7 protein-coding genes are annotated in these 14,839 nt (G+C 60.7%); 6 read left to right on the forward strand and 1 reads right to left on the reverse strand.

Annotated features, from left to right (window positions below):
- Window positions 1-45 precede the first annotated feature (45 nt).
- Window positions 46-7,776, reverse strand: a complete 7,731-nt coding sequence (locus CAG02_RS14820; protein ID WP_085709720.1) for a dermonecrotic toxin domain-containing protein — start codon at window positions 7,774-7,776, stop codon at window positions 46-48.
- A gap of 304 nt (window positions 7,777-8,080) precedes the next feature.
- Between CAG02_RS14820 and CAG02_RS14825 the strand changes: the two genes are divergently transcribed.
- From CAG02_RS14825 to CAG02_RS14850, 6 genes are all read left to right on the forward strand, one after another.
- Window positions 8,081-9,301, forward strand: coding sequence for an aspartate aminotransferase family protein (locus tag CAG02_RS14825; protein ID WP_085709721.1), 1,221 nt, complete (start codon window positions 8,081-8,083; stop codon window positions 9,299-9,301).
- Between the two features lie 131 nt (window positions 9,302-9,432).
- Window positions 9,433-10,452 (forward strand): arginine/ornithine succinyltransferase subunit alpha, encoded by a 1,020-nt coding sequence (aruF, locus tag CAG02_RS14830; RefSeq protein ID WP_025112905.1) that lies wholly within the window; start codon window positions 9,433-9,435, stop codon window positions 10,450-10,452.
- Window positions 10,453-10,503: 51 nt separating this feature from the next.
- Window positions 10,504-11,529 carry an arginine N-succinyltransferase gene (astA, locus tag CAG02_RS14835; RefSeq protein WP_027612638.1) on the forward strand — a complete coding sequence of 342 codons (1,026 nt, stop codon included), beginning with the start codon at window positions 10,504-10,506 and terminating at the stop codon, window positions 11,527-11,529.
- A complete protein-coding gene (gene astD / locus CAG02_RS14840; protein ID WP_170931607.1) occupies window positions 11,526-12,995 on the forward strand; it encodes a succinylglutamate-semialdehyde dehydrogenase in 1,470 nt (489 codons plus the stop codon). The genes astA and astD overlap by 4 nt, the downstream gene beginning before the upstream one ends.
- A 139-nt stretch (window positions 12,996-13,134) precedes the next feature.
- Window positions 13,135-14,481, forward strand: coding sequence for an N-succinylarginine dihydrolase (gene astB / locus CAG02_RS14845; protein ID WP_085709723.1), 1,347 nt, complete (start codon window positions 13,135-13,137; stop codon window positions 14,479-14,481).
- A 59-nt stretch (window positions 14,482-14,540) separates the two neighbouring features.
- Complete coding sequence (locus CAG02_RS14850; RefSeq protein WP_011335531.1) at window positions 14,541-14,831, forward strand: hypothetical protein; 291 nt, start codon at window positions 14,541-14,543, stop codon at window positions 14,829-14,831.
- Window positions 14,832-14,839 lie beyond the last annotated feature (8 nt).

The following is a 14,839-nucleotide window of genomic DNA, read 5'->3' on the forward strand; positions in this document are numbered from 1 at the left end:
TCAAGCACAGCGCCATGCTTCATGGCGCTGTTGATTCAAACGTTGTTAATCCTCGATCTCGACACTGGGGCGACTGCGCACCGGTGGGTGTTCGAGCACGCCGTCAACGTTCAGCGTCAGGCCTGTTTCCTGGTAGTAAGCCCGGATTCGCTGCATGGCCTGAGCGGAGAAGGGATTGCCGCGCAGGTCGTAACGATCCGCAACATAGGCAGGCACCTCCATCAGTTCGTCCGGCATTTCACGGATTTCATTGCCTGACAGATCCAGCTCCAACCAGTTGTAGTTACCGAGTACGCCCTTCGGGATTTCGCGAATGCCGGTGGTGCTCAGATCCAGATCGGTAAGCCCTTGCAGGTTGCTGAGGTCGGGTGTCAGCCCGAGTGGATTGTCATGCAGGTGCAGCAGGTCGAGGCTGTCCAGGCTCGCCAGTCCTGCAACGTCCCGAGGGGACAGGGTGAGGTCACACGCTGGCAGGCTCAGGGTGTTGAGCCGCTTCATCCGGAAGATGGCCTCGGGGATACCGGTCAGTTCATAGCCTTGAATGTCGACGCTGACGAGCTGAGGGAATGCCTCGAGAAATCGCCCGATCCGTGGCGAGTCATCGCGGGTGTTGACCAGATGCAGGTCCGAAACATGGTCGAAGCTGACGCTCAGTGTCGGCAGTTCGCCCAGGATCGGTAGCCGGAAAGTGAAATCGTGATCGCCAGTGTCCGAGCCTTCCACGGGTATTCTGCGCCAGCAGGACAGCAGCGCTTCGCTGAATGCCGTTCTGTTTTGTTCCTCCGTCAGGCGTTCGTCAGGTGTGATTGGCTGACCGGGCAAGCGTTGGTCCGGTATATCGCTTTCCCAGGTGGCCAGCTCGCCCAGTAACCGGCCGAGTTCCGCTTCCCGGCGGGCCAGTTCTCTGCGGCCATCGGTCAGAGAACCTTCAAGTTGATAGATGAGCGTGCTGGCCTGTTCATCGTCCAGCGCCGGATAGAGTGTCCGGGTGCGTGCGATGTCTGTCGGTTCGGCCAGTACACCGAGGTTTTCCCCGGTCTCGCGATAGTAGGTCTTGATGCGCTCCCGGGTGGGCGCGTTCAGCGGATTGCTGCCGAAGTCAAAGCCGTTGGTGACAGAGGCGGGCAGCTCGAAGAGTTCCGGGGGGAGCTCGGTGAGATGGTTGCCACTGAGGATCACCGTTTCCAGTCCTGGTGCCTCCAGCAAACCTGGAGGAAGACTGGAAATTCCGGTGTTCGAAAGGTCGAGAAACTCCAGAGACGGCAGCCTGCGGACGTCGGGCGAACGGCCCAGGGGATTGCTGTAGAGGTCGAGCCGGACCAGTTGCTTCAGCGAATGCAGCGCGGCGCTGCCTTCGTCATCCAGCACGATTTTGCAGTGACTCAGAGCCAGTTGTCGCAGGTCCGGCATTCCGGTCAGCGCCTGCGGAATCTCTGACAGTGCCAGGTTACCCAGCTCAAGCGAATCGAGACCGGTGAAGCCGTGCAGGAACTCCGTGCCCACCCGTAACTGGTGATCGCCGATGATCGACAGTGCCGTGACGTGCGCGAAGTCTGCGCTCAATGCCGGCAGCTCGCCGATGAATCCCGGGTCCAGGTTGAGGATTGCAGCTCTTGATTCCGGGTTTTCCGCAGACCTCTGGCTCCAGAACGACTCCAGTTCCAGGCGAAATGTCGTACGGCTGGCGAACTCTGCGGCGCGGTCGCTTTCGGTCAGTACAAGGCCACTGGCCGGATAGCGTTCCGGAATATCGGTTACCCATTGTTCCAAGTCTTGCTCCAGCTGCTGCAATTCGGCCTCCCAGCGCTCGATCTGCAACCGGCCGTTATCGATGTTTCCCTCCAGCAGAAACAGCACTCGATTGGCGTCATTATCGTCCAGGGACGGGAACAGCTCGCGGACTCGCTCGATGTCTTCCCGAGGCATCGCAACGCCAAAGCTCAACCTGAACTGCCGGTAACAACGCTTGATTCGCTCAAGCATGGCGGGTGAGAGCGGGTTGTCGGCAAGGCTGAGCTGTCTGGGCGGACGGGTGTCGACTTCGAAGAGGATGTCGGGCAGTTCACGGATCTGGTTGCGATCGAAAAAGGCTGCGAGCAGGCGGGGGTGGTCGAACAGGCCGTCGGGCAGGCTCGAAATACTGCTGTCGACCATATGCAGTTGAAGCAGTGCCGGTAGCGTTTTGAGGTTGGGCGATTGCCCCAGTGGATTTCGGTTCAGATTCAGGTACTGAAGGGCGTCAAGTGATGACAGGGTCGCGTGGCTTTGTGGGGTAAACGTCAAGCCGCAGTTTTCCAGAATCAGTCTTTCCAGAGAGGGAATGTGCAGGGCTGAAAGCGGGTTTTGCCCAAGACTGAAATCTCGCAGTTCCAGATGATGCAGAGTGGAGAAAGGCTGAAGAAACCCGTCAAGATCGCTCAGTGCCGGATTGCCCGTGAGTGAAATGCTGCGGATGTGGCCGAAGTCGGTTGTCAGCCTTGGCAGTTGCCCGCTGAACGCCAGGTTGGCGACCAATGAGTCGCCCCGTTGCCTGGGGTTTTCCGGTAATCGGGCACGCCATAGAGCCTGCAGTCGTTCGGCAAAGGTTGTTCTGGCTGAATGTTCTGCGAGGAACTCCGAAGAAGTGAATGGGCGTTGGGTGGCAGGATGCGTCTGGGGGATCGCCATTTTCCATTGCGCCAGATCGGCGGTGAGTTGCTCGAATTCCGCTTTCCAGTGCCTGAGTTGACCGCGTCCATGCTCCAGGTCGCCGGGTAAGCCATAAAACACATCGCTGGCCTCTTCGATATCCAGAGCGGGAAACAGGGCTTGGGTGGCTTCGATGTCTGGCTGCTCGGCGAGTACCGCGAAATCCACACCGGTTTCCCTGGAGTGACGTTTGATCCTTTCACGAGTATCGGCGGTCAATGGATTGCCGGAGAAATCGAACCCTTCGCTGGCCGGCGCGGGCATTTCAAACAAGGCCTCGGGTAGCTCGCTGATCCGGTTGTCGCTGACGATGGCCGTTCGCAGTTTCGGGTGCCCGGACAGGCCGGCCGGCGCATGCCTGATGCCGGTGTGGGAGATATCGAGGTAGGTCAGTTCGGTCAGGCTGCCGACATCGGGTGTGTTGTCCAGCGGGTTATCCGGCAATTCGAGCGATTCAAGTTCGCGCATGGACGCCAGTGCGATCTGTAGCTCGCCAGTGAGCCGCACACCGCAATTTTTGAGCAGCAACGTCTCAAGCATGGGCAAGGCGCTGAGTGTCTGTGGCAGTTGATCCAGTGCAAAGTCATGCAGGATCAGGTGCTTCAATCGGGGGAAACTTCGGAGGAAGGCAGAGGTGGCATTTATCTGTTTGTTTCCGTTCAGGGATAGCGTTGTGATGTGGTTGAAATCTGCCGTCAGCACGGGCATGTCGCCGATGAACGTGGCTTGCGCCGAGAGTACGTCCGCTCTTGTCAGCGGGTGTGAGGTCGAGCGGTGGCGCCATAGTCGTTCAATCCTTCCGGCAAATATTTCCCGCTCGTAAAACTGACTGGAATGTTCCTGGGGTGTCAGCATCTCCCCTGTGGATGGATTGCGATTCGGCGTGTTCCGCGCCCATGTCGCCAGGTCGGCGGTCAGCCGGGTGATTTCACTTTCCCATCGCTCCAGTTGAAGTCGGCCTTGCACCAGCGAGCCTGGCAGGCTGTAGATCAGTTCGCTGGCTTGGCGGTCATTGAGATCGGTAAACAGTGCCTTTGTCCGGCTTATTTCCGTTTGCTCGGGGCGAACTCCCAGATCGCTGCCGGTCCGGTTGTAATAGATCTTCACTTTTTCCCGGGTCGCACTGGAAAGTGGATTGCCGAAAAAATCGTATCCGGCGGTAGAAGCGGCAGGTCGCTGGAAAAAAGGATCGGGGAGCGTGCTGATCTGATTGTCGCTAAGCCACACGCTGATGAGGCGAGGATGGTTCAGAAGTCCCGGCGGGACTTCGGAGATTCCAGTGCTGGAAAGATTCAAGTGAGTCAGGTTTGGCAAAACGCTGAAATCGAACGTCGTGCTCAGCGGATTGTGTTCCAGATTCAGTGCGGTCAACCCGTTGAGTGACGACAGCAGCGACTGGTTTCCCGGTGTCAGGACGACACCGCAATTGTGCAGCGTCAGCTGTTGCAGTTGCGGGAGGTTCGTCATGCGCTGCGGCAGATTGTGCAGGTCGAAATCGAGCAGATCCAGGCGTATCAGCCCCGGAAAGCACTCGAGAAAGGTATTCACGGCGCCAGGCTCGTTGTCGCCAATCAGCTCCAGCTCGACGATGTGGCCGAAGTCAGCAGTCAGGGTGGGCAGATCGCCCACGATCGACTGCGAAAAGCGCATTTCGTAACCATTGAGCCCGCGCATCTCTCTGCGCCAACAATTGCGCAGCGCGTGGGCGAACATCTGGCGATCGCGGATGGCCGACATCCGCTGGTCGTCCGATATCAGGGTGCCGTTTGCCGGGTTGATATCCGGGAGGTCGAACATCCAATGATTGAGGTCGCTATCGAGTTGTGCATATTCAAGCTGAAGCCGGGACAGCTCGGCGATTGCTCCGCCCGGGTGGTTTTCAAGACGCCGGGCCATGGCGAGCCGATCGGTCTCGGACATTCTCGGGTAGATCTGTCTGATCCGGTTATCCAGCGTGCGAGGTGCTTGCAGGGCTGGTGGTGTATTGCGTGAGTAACCATCGGCACCCAGCAATCGCAAGGCATCCACGGCAGGTGCCGGGGCAGGATCGGGCAAGATTGCCAGCCGCAGTTCGGTGCGGGGGAGCGGATTGTCGCGGATGGCTTGCCTGAGCTTTGCGCCTTCGCCGATCTGCAGGTTCAAGGCTTGCCGTTGCGCGTCCGGCAACGCTTGCAGGACAGCCGTGTAGAAGTCGGTGGTCCCCAGCAGTTCCAGTCCCTGTTCGTCATGTGGCTGCCAGAGCCCATCGGATTTGCGGACCAGCACTTTACGTACGGGCGCTTCGACAGGGCCGGTGCTGTCGAGTAGCTGGCCTTCACGGGATTGGGCGCGGACTTCAAGATGTATGTCTGCTGGCCAACCGGGCAACTGTTGAAGACTGTGCAGGGCGAGGGTGTCGGAATCGGGATTGTGCACCGAGTCCAGTTCAAGCCCCTCGTAGGCACGGGTAATGCGCAGCTCGTGCCTGGCCTGATCTGTCAGGGCTTGCTGCCGTTCGGGCCAGCGTCCCCAGCGGATCTCCCTCAGCTCTGAACCGGTCGCCGTACTCAGCAGTTCTTCGGTGATTCTGATGGGCAGTTGCGGTGCATGCACAGCCACATGCCTGGCCAAGGGATCAACGCTCTGTTGCAGCGCCTGATAGCGTGCCGCGAAAAGCGAAGGGCGCTGTTGTCGGGCGAGCTGCGCAAGCATGGCTCTGAGCGTGCGGGTGCGCGCACCGAGGGCGTACCGCTCGCCGAACGCCTCGCCCAGCAATGTGTTGATTTCCGGTTCGTCGAGGGTCTGGATCAATGTCTTGAGCAGGTCACCCTCGGCAAGGCTGTCCTGGCGGAGCTCTGTCAGAGGAAGCGATTGATCGGTCGTGGATTGCCATGCGATTTCACCTTGCTCGTTGATGAATCGCAGCCTTTTGTTGGCCGGCCACAGATTCTGTCCCTTGAGAAGCTCGAGCTGGATCAGTGGATCGACATTCAGATATTTCTCGGGTCTGTCGCTGGCGATCTGGTCAATGAAGTCCTGCAGGTCCTGATCGATCCGAAAGCGCTGGATGCTGTCGGCCAGCAACGGCGGCAGGCGTTCCTGGTTGACGTGCATTTTGCGCAGTGCATCTTCCGGATAACCGCTGACCTTGAGGATCCGCTCGCGTTTGGCGGGTGAAAACGCTTCAACGCTATGGCCGATGCGTTGCAATGCCGTCGCGGTGTCCCACTCGAGTGGTCGTTCAAGCTCGGTGTAAAAGGCGCCATCGCCGTTATGGCGCACGATGGGGCGGTAGGCGTCCGTACGGGTCGGATGCTCGATGTACAGTTTTCCGGGATGCTCATGAGCGCTGACTTCGTAATGACTTTGGTCGATGGGGAGCAGCCTTTTCCCTTGGTACAAATGCAGTCCTTGTGGGTCGGGGCCGAACCCCTTGGGTGGTTGAATCTGGCGTGCGTACGGCTGCAGATCCGGTTTCCAGTACAGCGTCTTGCCATTGCGCAGTTTCACGGGCTGGAAGCGGTCGATCAGTGCAATGAACTCCGCAGGCAGGATTTTCGGCAGCTCCTCGACGGCGATGGCACCACCGATGCCGAAGGCCCCGAGCTGGATCAGCGACTCCAGTGCGCCGAACATGTGCTCGGCAACTTCTGTGCTCAGCCCCTCGGCCCAGTCGACGACCCCTTCGAACACTTCGTCGAGAAACTGATAGGCCATGTACGCCATCATCATTTCGCCCAGAAAGGGGACGAAGGGCATCAGCACGAACGAGGCGATTTCAAGAATCGAAGAGGCAATCCGGGTGAAGGCGTCCCATGTCGCCCAGCGGGCGTTGCGGTCGACCGTGGCGGTCGGGACAGCGATCGTCGCCGCGTCATTGAGGATCTTGTTCAACTTTCGTTGATAAAGCTGATCCAGCAGCGGACCCTCGATGGGCGTGGTGGAAAATTGCAGATTGGGGTTGTCGACGGGCGTGTCGCGCCAGGCGGGCAATGAGTTGCCGGGTGCCGAAGGGTGCCATTTCACCCGACTCAGGCGTTGCCCGAGGTCGGCGAAAAAGTACCCGCGCTGGTCATGGGCCACGAAGCGGCTGAAGAATTTCTGATACTCCGGGTTGCGCAGTTGACGTGTCAGCTCGCGCATCATGTCTACAGTCGAGGCGTACTCCTTGAGCGGATGTTCGGGGTCGTCCGGCACATAGGCCACCACCCTGACCGGGGTGCGTGCCTGCTGCAGATCCGGCGCGAAAAGAACGATACCGGTCAGCTTCGACGACATCATGCTCAGGTCATGGCAAAGCAGCGCCTGGCCATTGACTCGCATGCCTTGCAAGTCGTCGAGCAAACCGCCAATCAGGCGTGCGTATAACTCGCTGACATCGCCATTCATTTGCGCCATCTGCAAGGCGGTCTGGATGGCGATCTTTTCACTGGCGCTGATGCGTTGACGCAGCGCAGCGCTGGTGACGGGCTCGCCGATACCCAGGTTTTCTTCAAGATACGTTTTGTAGCGGCCGCCGATGTCCAGTTCCCGGCACAGGCGGGTAAACGCCGCGATGCTCAGGCGTGTCTTTATCTGCGGCAGGGTTTCGAACTGACCTGACGGTGATGGCCTGGTAGTGAAGGTCGACTCGGTGGAGTAAGCGTCAGCTTTGGTTTCGTCTTCTTCGAAGTTGTGCAGCGCTGCATCGAGCAGTGACACCGTCCAGGTACGACTACCGGTGGTGATCGAAAATCCGGGCGTTGTCACCGGGATGTAAAGGTGCAGGAATGTGTTCCTGACATCCGCGTCCAGACTGAATCTGCTCTTCAGCGCCTGGGTCAGGATCGGCTCGGCATAGGCGCCGGCGTCCTGCAGATGCTCAAGCGTCCGGTCGACGGTGTTTTGCATGCTCATGCGTTGAGCGATGAGGGCTCTCAATTCCGCATGCTGCGTTTTTGGTGCTTTCTTGAGGTTGTCGGTGAGCCTGCGGCGATTGTGTTTCAGGGCCTGGCGGCGCACGCCCGAGGCTTTGCCGAGCCATTCCGGGAAAGCGTTTCTGAGAGGTTCGTAGTGCTCGGGGGGATTGAGCGCTGTGTGAGCTGCAATCTGTCCGGTGGATGCCTGCATCGAGTCTGTCCATGTACGTCGGGAAACCGTCAGCAAACCAGAGATCTCGGCAGTGGATGCGGTACATATGTATGACAGACCGGCACATGCCTATTGATATGCTCGTGGGCCTGCTGCAATTGTCGGCGACGGTTTAAACTGCGCCTTTGCGACGCTATATGTCGCATTGCCGTAAACCCGGGAAAATCCGGGGTTTGCGCTATAAGAAGTTGTCGCTTGGCGACAAGGCCGGGCACAAAACTGTCCTTACAATCCCCCCATCGCTCGCCAGTTTCAGGCGGGTGGCCCTCATCAGGAGACTCCGATGTCCGTTGAGCACGCTGCGGTACAACGCGCCGATTTCGACCAGGTTATGGTTCCCAACTACGCGCCTGCCGCTTTCATTCCGGTGCGTGGCGCCGGTTCCCGCGTCTGGGATCAGGCCGGCCGCGAGCTGATCGACTTTGCCGGCGGCATCGCCGTCAACGTATTGGGCCACGCGCATCCGGCGCTGGTCGGTGCCTTGACCGAGCAGGCGAACAAACTGTGGCACGTGTCCAACGTGTTCACCAACGAGCCGGCCCTGCGTCTGGCGCACAAGCTGATCGACGCCACCTTTGCCGAGCGCGTGTTCTTCTGCAACTCCGGCGCCGAAGCCAACGAGGCTGCCTTCAAGCTGGCCCGTCGCGTCGCGTTCGACCGTTTCGGCACCGAGAAATACGAAATCATCGCCGCGCTCAACAGCTTCCACGGCCGTACCCTGTTCACCGTGAACGTCGGTGGCCAGTCGAAGTACTCCGACGGTTTCGGCCCGAAAATCACCGGCATCACCCACGTGCCGTACAACGATCTGGCGGCCCTGAAAGCCGCTGTTTCGGACAAGACCTGCGCGGTCGTTCTGGAACCGATCCAGGGCGAGGGCGGCGTGCTGCCGGCCGAGCTGGCTTACCTGCAAGGCGCCCGTGAACTGTGCGACGCGAACAACGCGCTGCTGGTGTTCGACGAAGTGCAGACCGGCATGGGCCGTACCGGCAACCTGTTCGCCTACCAGCATTTCGGCGTGGTTCCGGACATCCTGACCAGCGCCAAGAGCCTGGGCGGCGGTTTCCCGATCGCCGCGATGCTGACCACCGAAGCGCTGGCCAAGCACCTGGTCGTCGGCACTCACGGCACCACGTACGGCGGCAACCCGCTGGCGTGCGCCGTGGCTGAAGCGGTGATCGACGTGATCAACACCCCTGAGGTGCTGAACGGCGTCAACGCCAAGCACGACAAGTTCAAGACCCGTCTGCAACAGATCGGCGAGAAGTACGGCCTGTTCACCCAGGTGCGCGGTCTGGGTCTGCTGATCGGTTGTGTGCTCAGCGATGCCTGGAAAGGCAAGGCCAAGGACATCTTCAACGCCGCTGAAAAAGAAGGCCTGATGATTCTGCAGGCCGGCCCGGACGTGATCCGTTTCGCCCCGAGCCTGGTGGTTGAAGACGCGGATATCGACGCCGGTCTGGATCGCTTCGAACGTGCTGCAGCGAAACTGACCCAAGCCTGATTCATGCAAGACCGCCCGGCGCCTGTCTTCATCGACAGGCGCCGGGACAAATTTCCTGTGCCGGGCCTGCCCGGCATTTTTTTCCCGAGTCGGCGCTTTCGCCGACCTGAAGTAGAGAAAGGAGTGACACCATGCTGGTGATGCGCCCCGCGCAAATGGCTGATCTGGGCGAGGTACAGCGTCTGGCTGCGGACAGCCCGATTGGTGTCACTTCCTTGCCGGATGACGTTGAACGCCTGAGCGACAAGATTGCCGCGAGCGAAGCCTCGTTTGCCGCCGAAGTGAGCTTCAACGGTGAAGAGAGCTACTTCTTCGTCCTCGAAGACACCGCCACCGGCAAACTGGTGGGCTGCTCGGCGATCGTCGCTTCGGCCGGTTATTCCGAGCCGTTCTACAGCTTTCGCAACGAGACCTTCGTGCACGCTTCCCGCGAGCTGAAGATCCACAACAAGATTCACGTACTCTCGCAATGCCACGACCTGACCGGCAACAGCTTGCTGACCAGTTTCTACGTGCAGCGTGAGCTGGTGGGTTCGCCATGGGCCGAACTCAACTCCCGTGGCCGTCTGCTGTTCGTCGCCAGCCATCCGGAGCGTTTTGCCGATTCGGTGGTGACCGAGATCGTCGGTTACAGCGACGAGAACGGCGACTCGCCGTTCTGGGACGCCATCGGTCGCAATTTCTTCGACCTGAACTACGCCGAGGCCGAGCGTCTGTGTGGCCTGAAAAGCCGCACGTTCCTCGCCGAACTGATGCCGCATTACCCGATCTACGTGCCGCTGCTGCCGGACTCCGCTCAGGAAGCAATGGGCCAGGTGCACCCGCGTGCGCAGATCACCTTCGATATCCTGATGCGAGAAGGCTTCGAGACCGATCACTACATCGACATTTTCGACGGCGGCCCGACCCTGCATGCGCGTGTCTCGGGGATCCGTTCGATCGCCCAGAGCCGCGTGGTGCCGGTAAAGATCGGTGAGCCGGTCAAAGGTGCCGGGCGCCAGTATCTGGTGGCCAATGCCCAGTTGCAGGATTACCGCGCTGTACTGCTGGAGCTGGATTACGCACCGGGCAAACCGGTGACCCTGGATCTGGAAGCGGCCGAAGCCCTGGGCGTCGGTGAAGGTGCCAGCGTGCGCCTGGTGGCGGTTTAACGCCTTAGCGAGTTTCACGGGTGGCCACGGCGGCCCGTTTGAGGAGATAGCATGATTGTTCGTCCCGTACGCAGCAGCGATTTGTCCGCTCTGATCGACCTGGCCCGCAGCACCGGCACCGGCCTGACCACCTTGCCGGCCAACGAAGAGCGCCTGACTCACCGGGTCGGCTGGGCCGAGAAGACCTTTCGCGGTGAAGCCGGCCGTGGCGACGCGGACTACCTGTTCGTGCTCGAAGACGACAACGGTCGCGTGGTGGGGATTTCCGCCATCGCCGGCGCCGTTGGTCTGCGCGAACCGTGGTACAACTTCCGCGTTGGCCTGACCGTCAGCGCCTCGCAGGAGTTGAACATCTATCGCGAGATTCCGACGCTGTTCCTGGCCAACGACCTGACCGGCAACTCCGAGCTGTGCTCGCTGTTCCTGCACGCTGATTACCGCACGGGCCTCAACGGTCGCATGCTGTCCAAGGCGCGGATGCTGTTCATCGCCGAATTCCCGGAACTGTTCGGCAACAAGATCATTGCCGAAATGCGCGGTGTATCCGATGAAGCTGGCCGTTCGCCGTTCTGGGAAAGCCTGGGGCGTCATTTCTTCAAGATGGAATTCAGCCAGGCCGATTACCTGACCGGCGTCGGCAACAAGGCATTCATCGCCGAGCTGATGCCGAAATTCCCGCTGTACACCTGCTTCCTGTCGCCGGACGCGCGCAATGTCATCGGCCAGGTGCACCCGGACACCGAACCGGCGCTGGCGATGCTCAAGAGCGAAGGCTTCAGCTACCAGGGTTACGTCGACATCTTCGATGCCGGTCCAGCCATCGAGTGCGAGACCAGCAAGATCCGCGCGGTGCGTGACAGCGAGGCGCTGGTGCTGGCCATCGGCACGCCGGGCGACGACGCCACGCCGTTCATCATCCATAACCGCAAACGCGAAGACTGCCGCATCACGGCTGCGCCGGCCCGTCTGGCCGCCGGCACCCTGGTGGTCGATCCGCTGACCGCCAAACGTCTTCAACTCAACGCTGGCGATCAGGTTCGCGCCGTGGCGTTGTCTGCTGCCCGGGAGTCGAAATAATGAATTCGCTATACATCGCAGGTGAGTGGCTGGCCGGTCAGGGCGAGGTCTTTCAATCGCTGAACCCGGTGACCCAGCAAGTGCTGTGGTCGGGGGAGGGCGCCACTGCCGCTCAGGTCGAGTCGGCCGTGCAGGCTGCGCGTCAGGCGTTCCCGGGCTGGGCCCGTCGCACGCTCGAAGAGCGCATCAGCGTGCTCGAAGCGTTCGCCGCCGCGCTGAAAAAACACGCCGACGAACTGGCCCGCACCATTGGTGAGGAAACCGGCAAACCGCTGTGGGAAGCCGCGACCGAAGTCACCAGCATGGTCAACAAGATCGCGATTTCGGTGCAGAGCTACCGCGAACGTACCGGCGAGAAGAGCGGCCCGCTGGGCGACGCCACCGCCGTGTTGCGCCACAAGCCTCACGGTGTGGTGGCAGTGTTCGGTCCTTACAACTTCCCTGGTCACTTGCCGAACGGCCACATCGTGCCGGCGCTGCTGGCCGGTAACAGTGTGCTGTTCAAGCCAAGCGAGCTGACCCCGAAAGTCGCCGAGCTGACGGTCAAGTGCTGGATCGAAGCTGGTCTTCCGGCTGGTGTCTTGAACCTGCTGCAAGGCGCCCGGGAGACCGGGATTGCCCTGGCGGCGAATCCGGGCATCGACGGTCTGTTCTTCACCGGTTCCAGCCGTACCGGCAATCACCTGCACCAGCAGTTCGCCGGGCGCCCGGACAAGATCCTCGCGCTGGAAATGGGTGGCAACAACCCGCTGGTGGTCGATCAGGTCGCCGACCTCGACGCTGCGGTGTACACGATCATTCAGTCGGCATTCATTTCCGCCGGTCAGCGTTGCACCTGCGCACGTCGTCTGCTGGTGCCGCAAGGCGCGTGGGGCGACAGCCTGCTCAAGCGTCTGGTGGAAGTCAGTTCGACCATCGAGGTCGGCGCATTCGATCAGCAGCCGGCGCCGTTCATGGGTTCAGTGGTTTCCCTCGGCGCGGCGAAAGCGTTGATGGATGCCCAGGCGCATCTGTTGGCCAACGGCGCTGTGTCGCTGCTGGCAATGACTCAACCACAGGCCCGGTCGGCGTTGCTGACCCCGGGCATCGTTGATGTGACGGCGGTTGCCGATCGCTCCGACGAAGAATTGTTCGGCCCGTTGCTGCAAGTGATCCGCTACGCCGATTTCGCGGCGGCGATTGCCGAAGCCAACGACACCGCGTTTGGTCTGGCCGCCGGTCTGCTGTCGGATTCCGAAGAACGCTACCAGCAGTTCTGGCTGGAAAGCCGCGCCGGTATCGTCAACTGGAACAAGCAACTGACGGGTGCTGCGAGCAGCGCGCCGTTCGGCGGTGTCGGCGCTTCGGGTAACCATCGCGCCAGCGCCTACTACGCGGCGGATTACTGCGCGTACCCGGTGGCCTCGCTGGAAACCCCGAGCCTGGTATTGCCGGCGGCCCTGACACCTGGCGTGAAGATGGCGTGATGCCCATTCGCGAGCAAGCTCGCTCCCACAAGGGCGATGAGATCCCTGTGGGAGCGAGCTTGCTCGCGAAGGCCGCGACTCGGTCTTATTGAATTGTTACTCGATGCCTATAACAACAGATTCTCGTGGAGCCTCGCTGATGAAATCCTTTGAAGTCAATTTTGACGGTCTAGTGGGGCCGACCCATAACTACGGTGGTCTGTCCTACGGCAACGTTGCGTCCCAGAGCAACAGCCAGCAGTCCTCGAACCCGAAGGAAGCGGCGCTGCAAGGCCTGGCAAAAATGAAAGCGCTGATGGAAATGGGCTTTCAGCAAGGCGTTCTCGCACCACAGGAGCGTCCGGACGTGGCTGCTCTGCGCCGTCTGGGTTTCAGCGGCACCGACGCTCAGGTAATCGAGCGAGCCGCAAAAGACGCGATGCCGCTGTTGGTCGCCAGTTGCTCGGCGTCGAGCATGTGGGTGGCCAACGCCGCCACGGTCAGCCCGAGTGCCGACACCGCTGACGGTCGCGTGCACTTCACCGCCGCCAACCTGAACTGCAAATACCACCGCAGCATCGAGCACCCGACCACCAGCCGCGTGCTGGGTGCAATGTTCGCCGACCAGCAGCACTTCGCTCACCACGCCGCATTGCCGGCAGTCGCGCAGTTCGGCGACGAAGGCGCAGCGAACCACACACGTTTCTGCCGTGAGTACGGCGAGGCCGGCGTCGAGTTCTTCGTGTTCGGTCGCAGTGCGTTCGACACCCGTTACCCGGCGCCGCAGAAATACCCGGCGCGTCAGACCCTTGAAGCCTCGCAAGCGGTCGCCCGTCTGCACGGTCTGCGTGATGACGGCGTGGTCTACGCGCAACAGAATCCGGCGGTGATCGACCAGGGCGTTTTCCACAACGACGTGATCGCAGTGGGCAACGGCGAGGTGCTGTTCTATCACGAGGACGCGTTCCTCGACACCGAGAACATGCTGGCCGAACTGCAAGCCAAACTGGCCAAGGTCGGCGGCAAGTTCCAGTCGGTCTGCGTGCCGCGTTCGGCGGTTACCGTGGACGACGCGGTGCGTTCCTACCTGTTCAACAGCCAGTTGCTGTCGCGTCCTGATGGTTCGATGTTGCTGATCGTGCCGGAAGAGTGCCGTGGCAACGAGCGCGTGTGGAACTACCTGCAAGGCCTGACCAGTTCCGGCGGCCTGATCCGAGAGGTGAAAGTCTTCGATCTCAAGCAAAGCATGCAGAACGGCGGTGGCCCGGCTTGCCTGCGTCTGCGCGTCGCGCTCAACGAAACCGAACTGGCGGCCGTCAACCCAGGGGTTATCATGACCGCCCCGTTGTACGGTTCGTTGACCGCATGGGTTGAAAAGCACTATCGCGACCGTCTGAGCGAAAGCGATCTGGCGGATCCGCAATTGCTGCTTGAATGCCGGACGGCACTGGATGAACTGACGCAAATCCTTAAACTGGGCGCGGTTTATCCATTCCAGATCAATTGATGACCGGTGCGCCGCTTCGTCGCGGCGCACGGTTCCATCTCCCCAAGAGAGCGTAAAACATGAGCGATTCCCTGCAGCTGATCCTTGAAGACACCGACGGCACGCAACTGCAAACGTCCTGCACCCGCGTCGCGGTCATGTGGCAAGGCAAAGAGCTGTGGATCCAGCAGGACGGCCGCGGCCAGCTGCTGATCGGCGTGGACGTCGAGGAGGGTGACGAAGAGTACGCCAACCTGCTGCTGCGCCCATTGGCGACTAATCTGGTAAGTCTGCAACTGGAGATGGAACCGGCTGACCTCGGCGACGATGACGGCCACGTGCACGGCCCGGATTGCAACCACGACCACTAAGGAAACCG

The organism is Pseudomonas sp. R43(2017) (assembly GCF_002112345.1).
GTDB lineage: Bacteria > Pseudomonadota > Gammaproteobacteria > Pseudomonadales > Pseudomonadaceae > Aquipseudomonas > Aquipseudomonas kribbensis.

Coding starts and splice junctions, on each gene's coding strand:
- CAG02_RS14820 (WP_085709720.1), bottom strand. CDS start 7,776: ATGCAGGCATCCACCGGACAGATTGCAGCTCACACAGCGCTCAATCCC.
- CAG02_RS14825 (WP_085709721.1), top strand. CDS start 8,081: ATGTCCGTTGAGCACGCTGCGGTACAACGCGCCGATTTCGACCAGGTT.
- aruF (WP_025112905.1), top strand. CDS start 9,433: ATGCTGGTGATGCGCCCCGCGCAAATGGCTGATCTGGGCGAGGTACAG.
- astA (WP_027612638.1), top strand. CDS start 10,504: ATGATTGTTCGTCCCGTACGCAGCAGCGATTTGTCCGCTCTGATCGAC.
- astB (WP_085709723.1), top strand. CDS start 13,135: ATGAAATCCTTTGAAGTCAATTTTGACGGTCTAGTGGGGCCGACCCAT.
- CAG02_RS14850 (WP_011335531.1), top strand. CDS start 14,541: ATGAGCGATTCCCTGCAGCTGATCCTTGAAGACACCGACGGCACGCAA.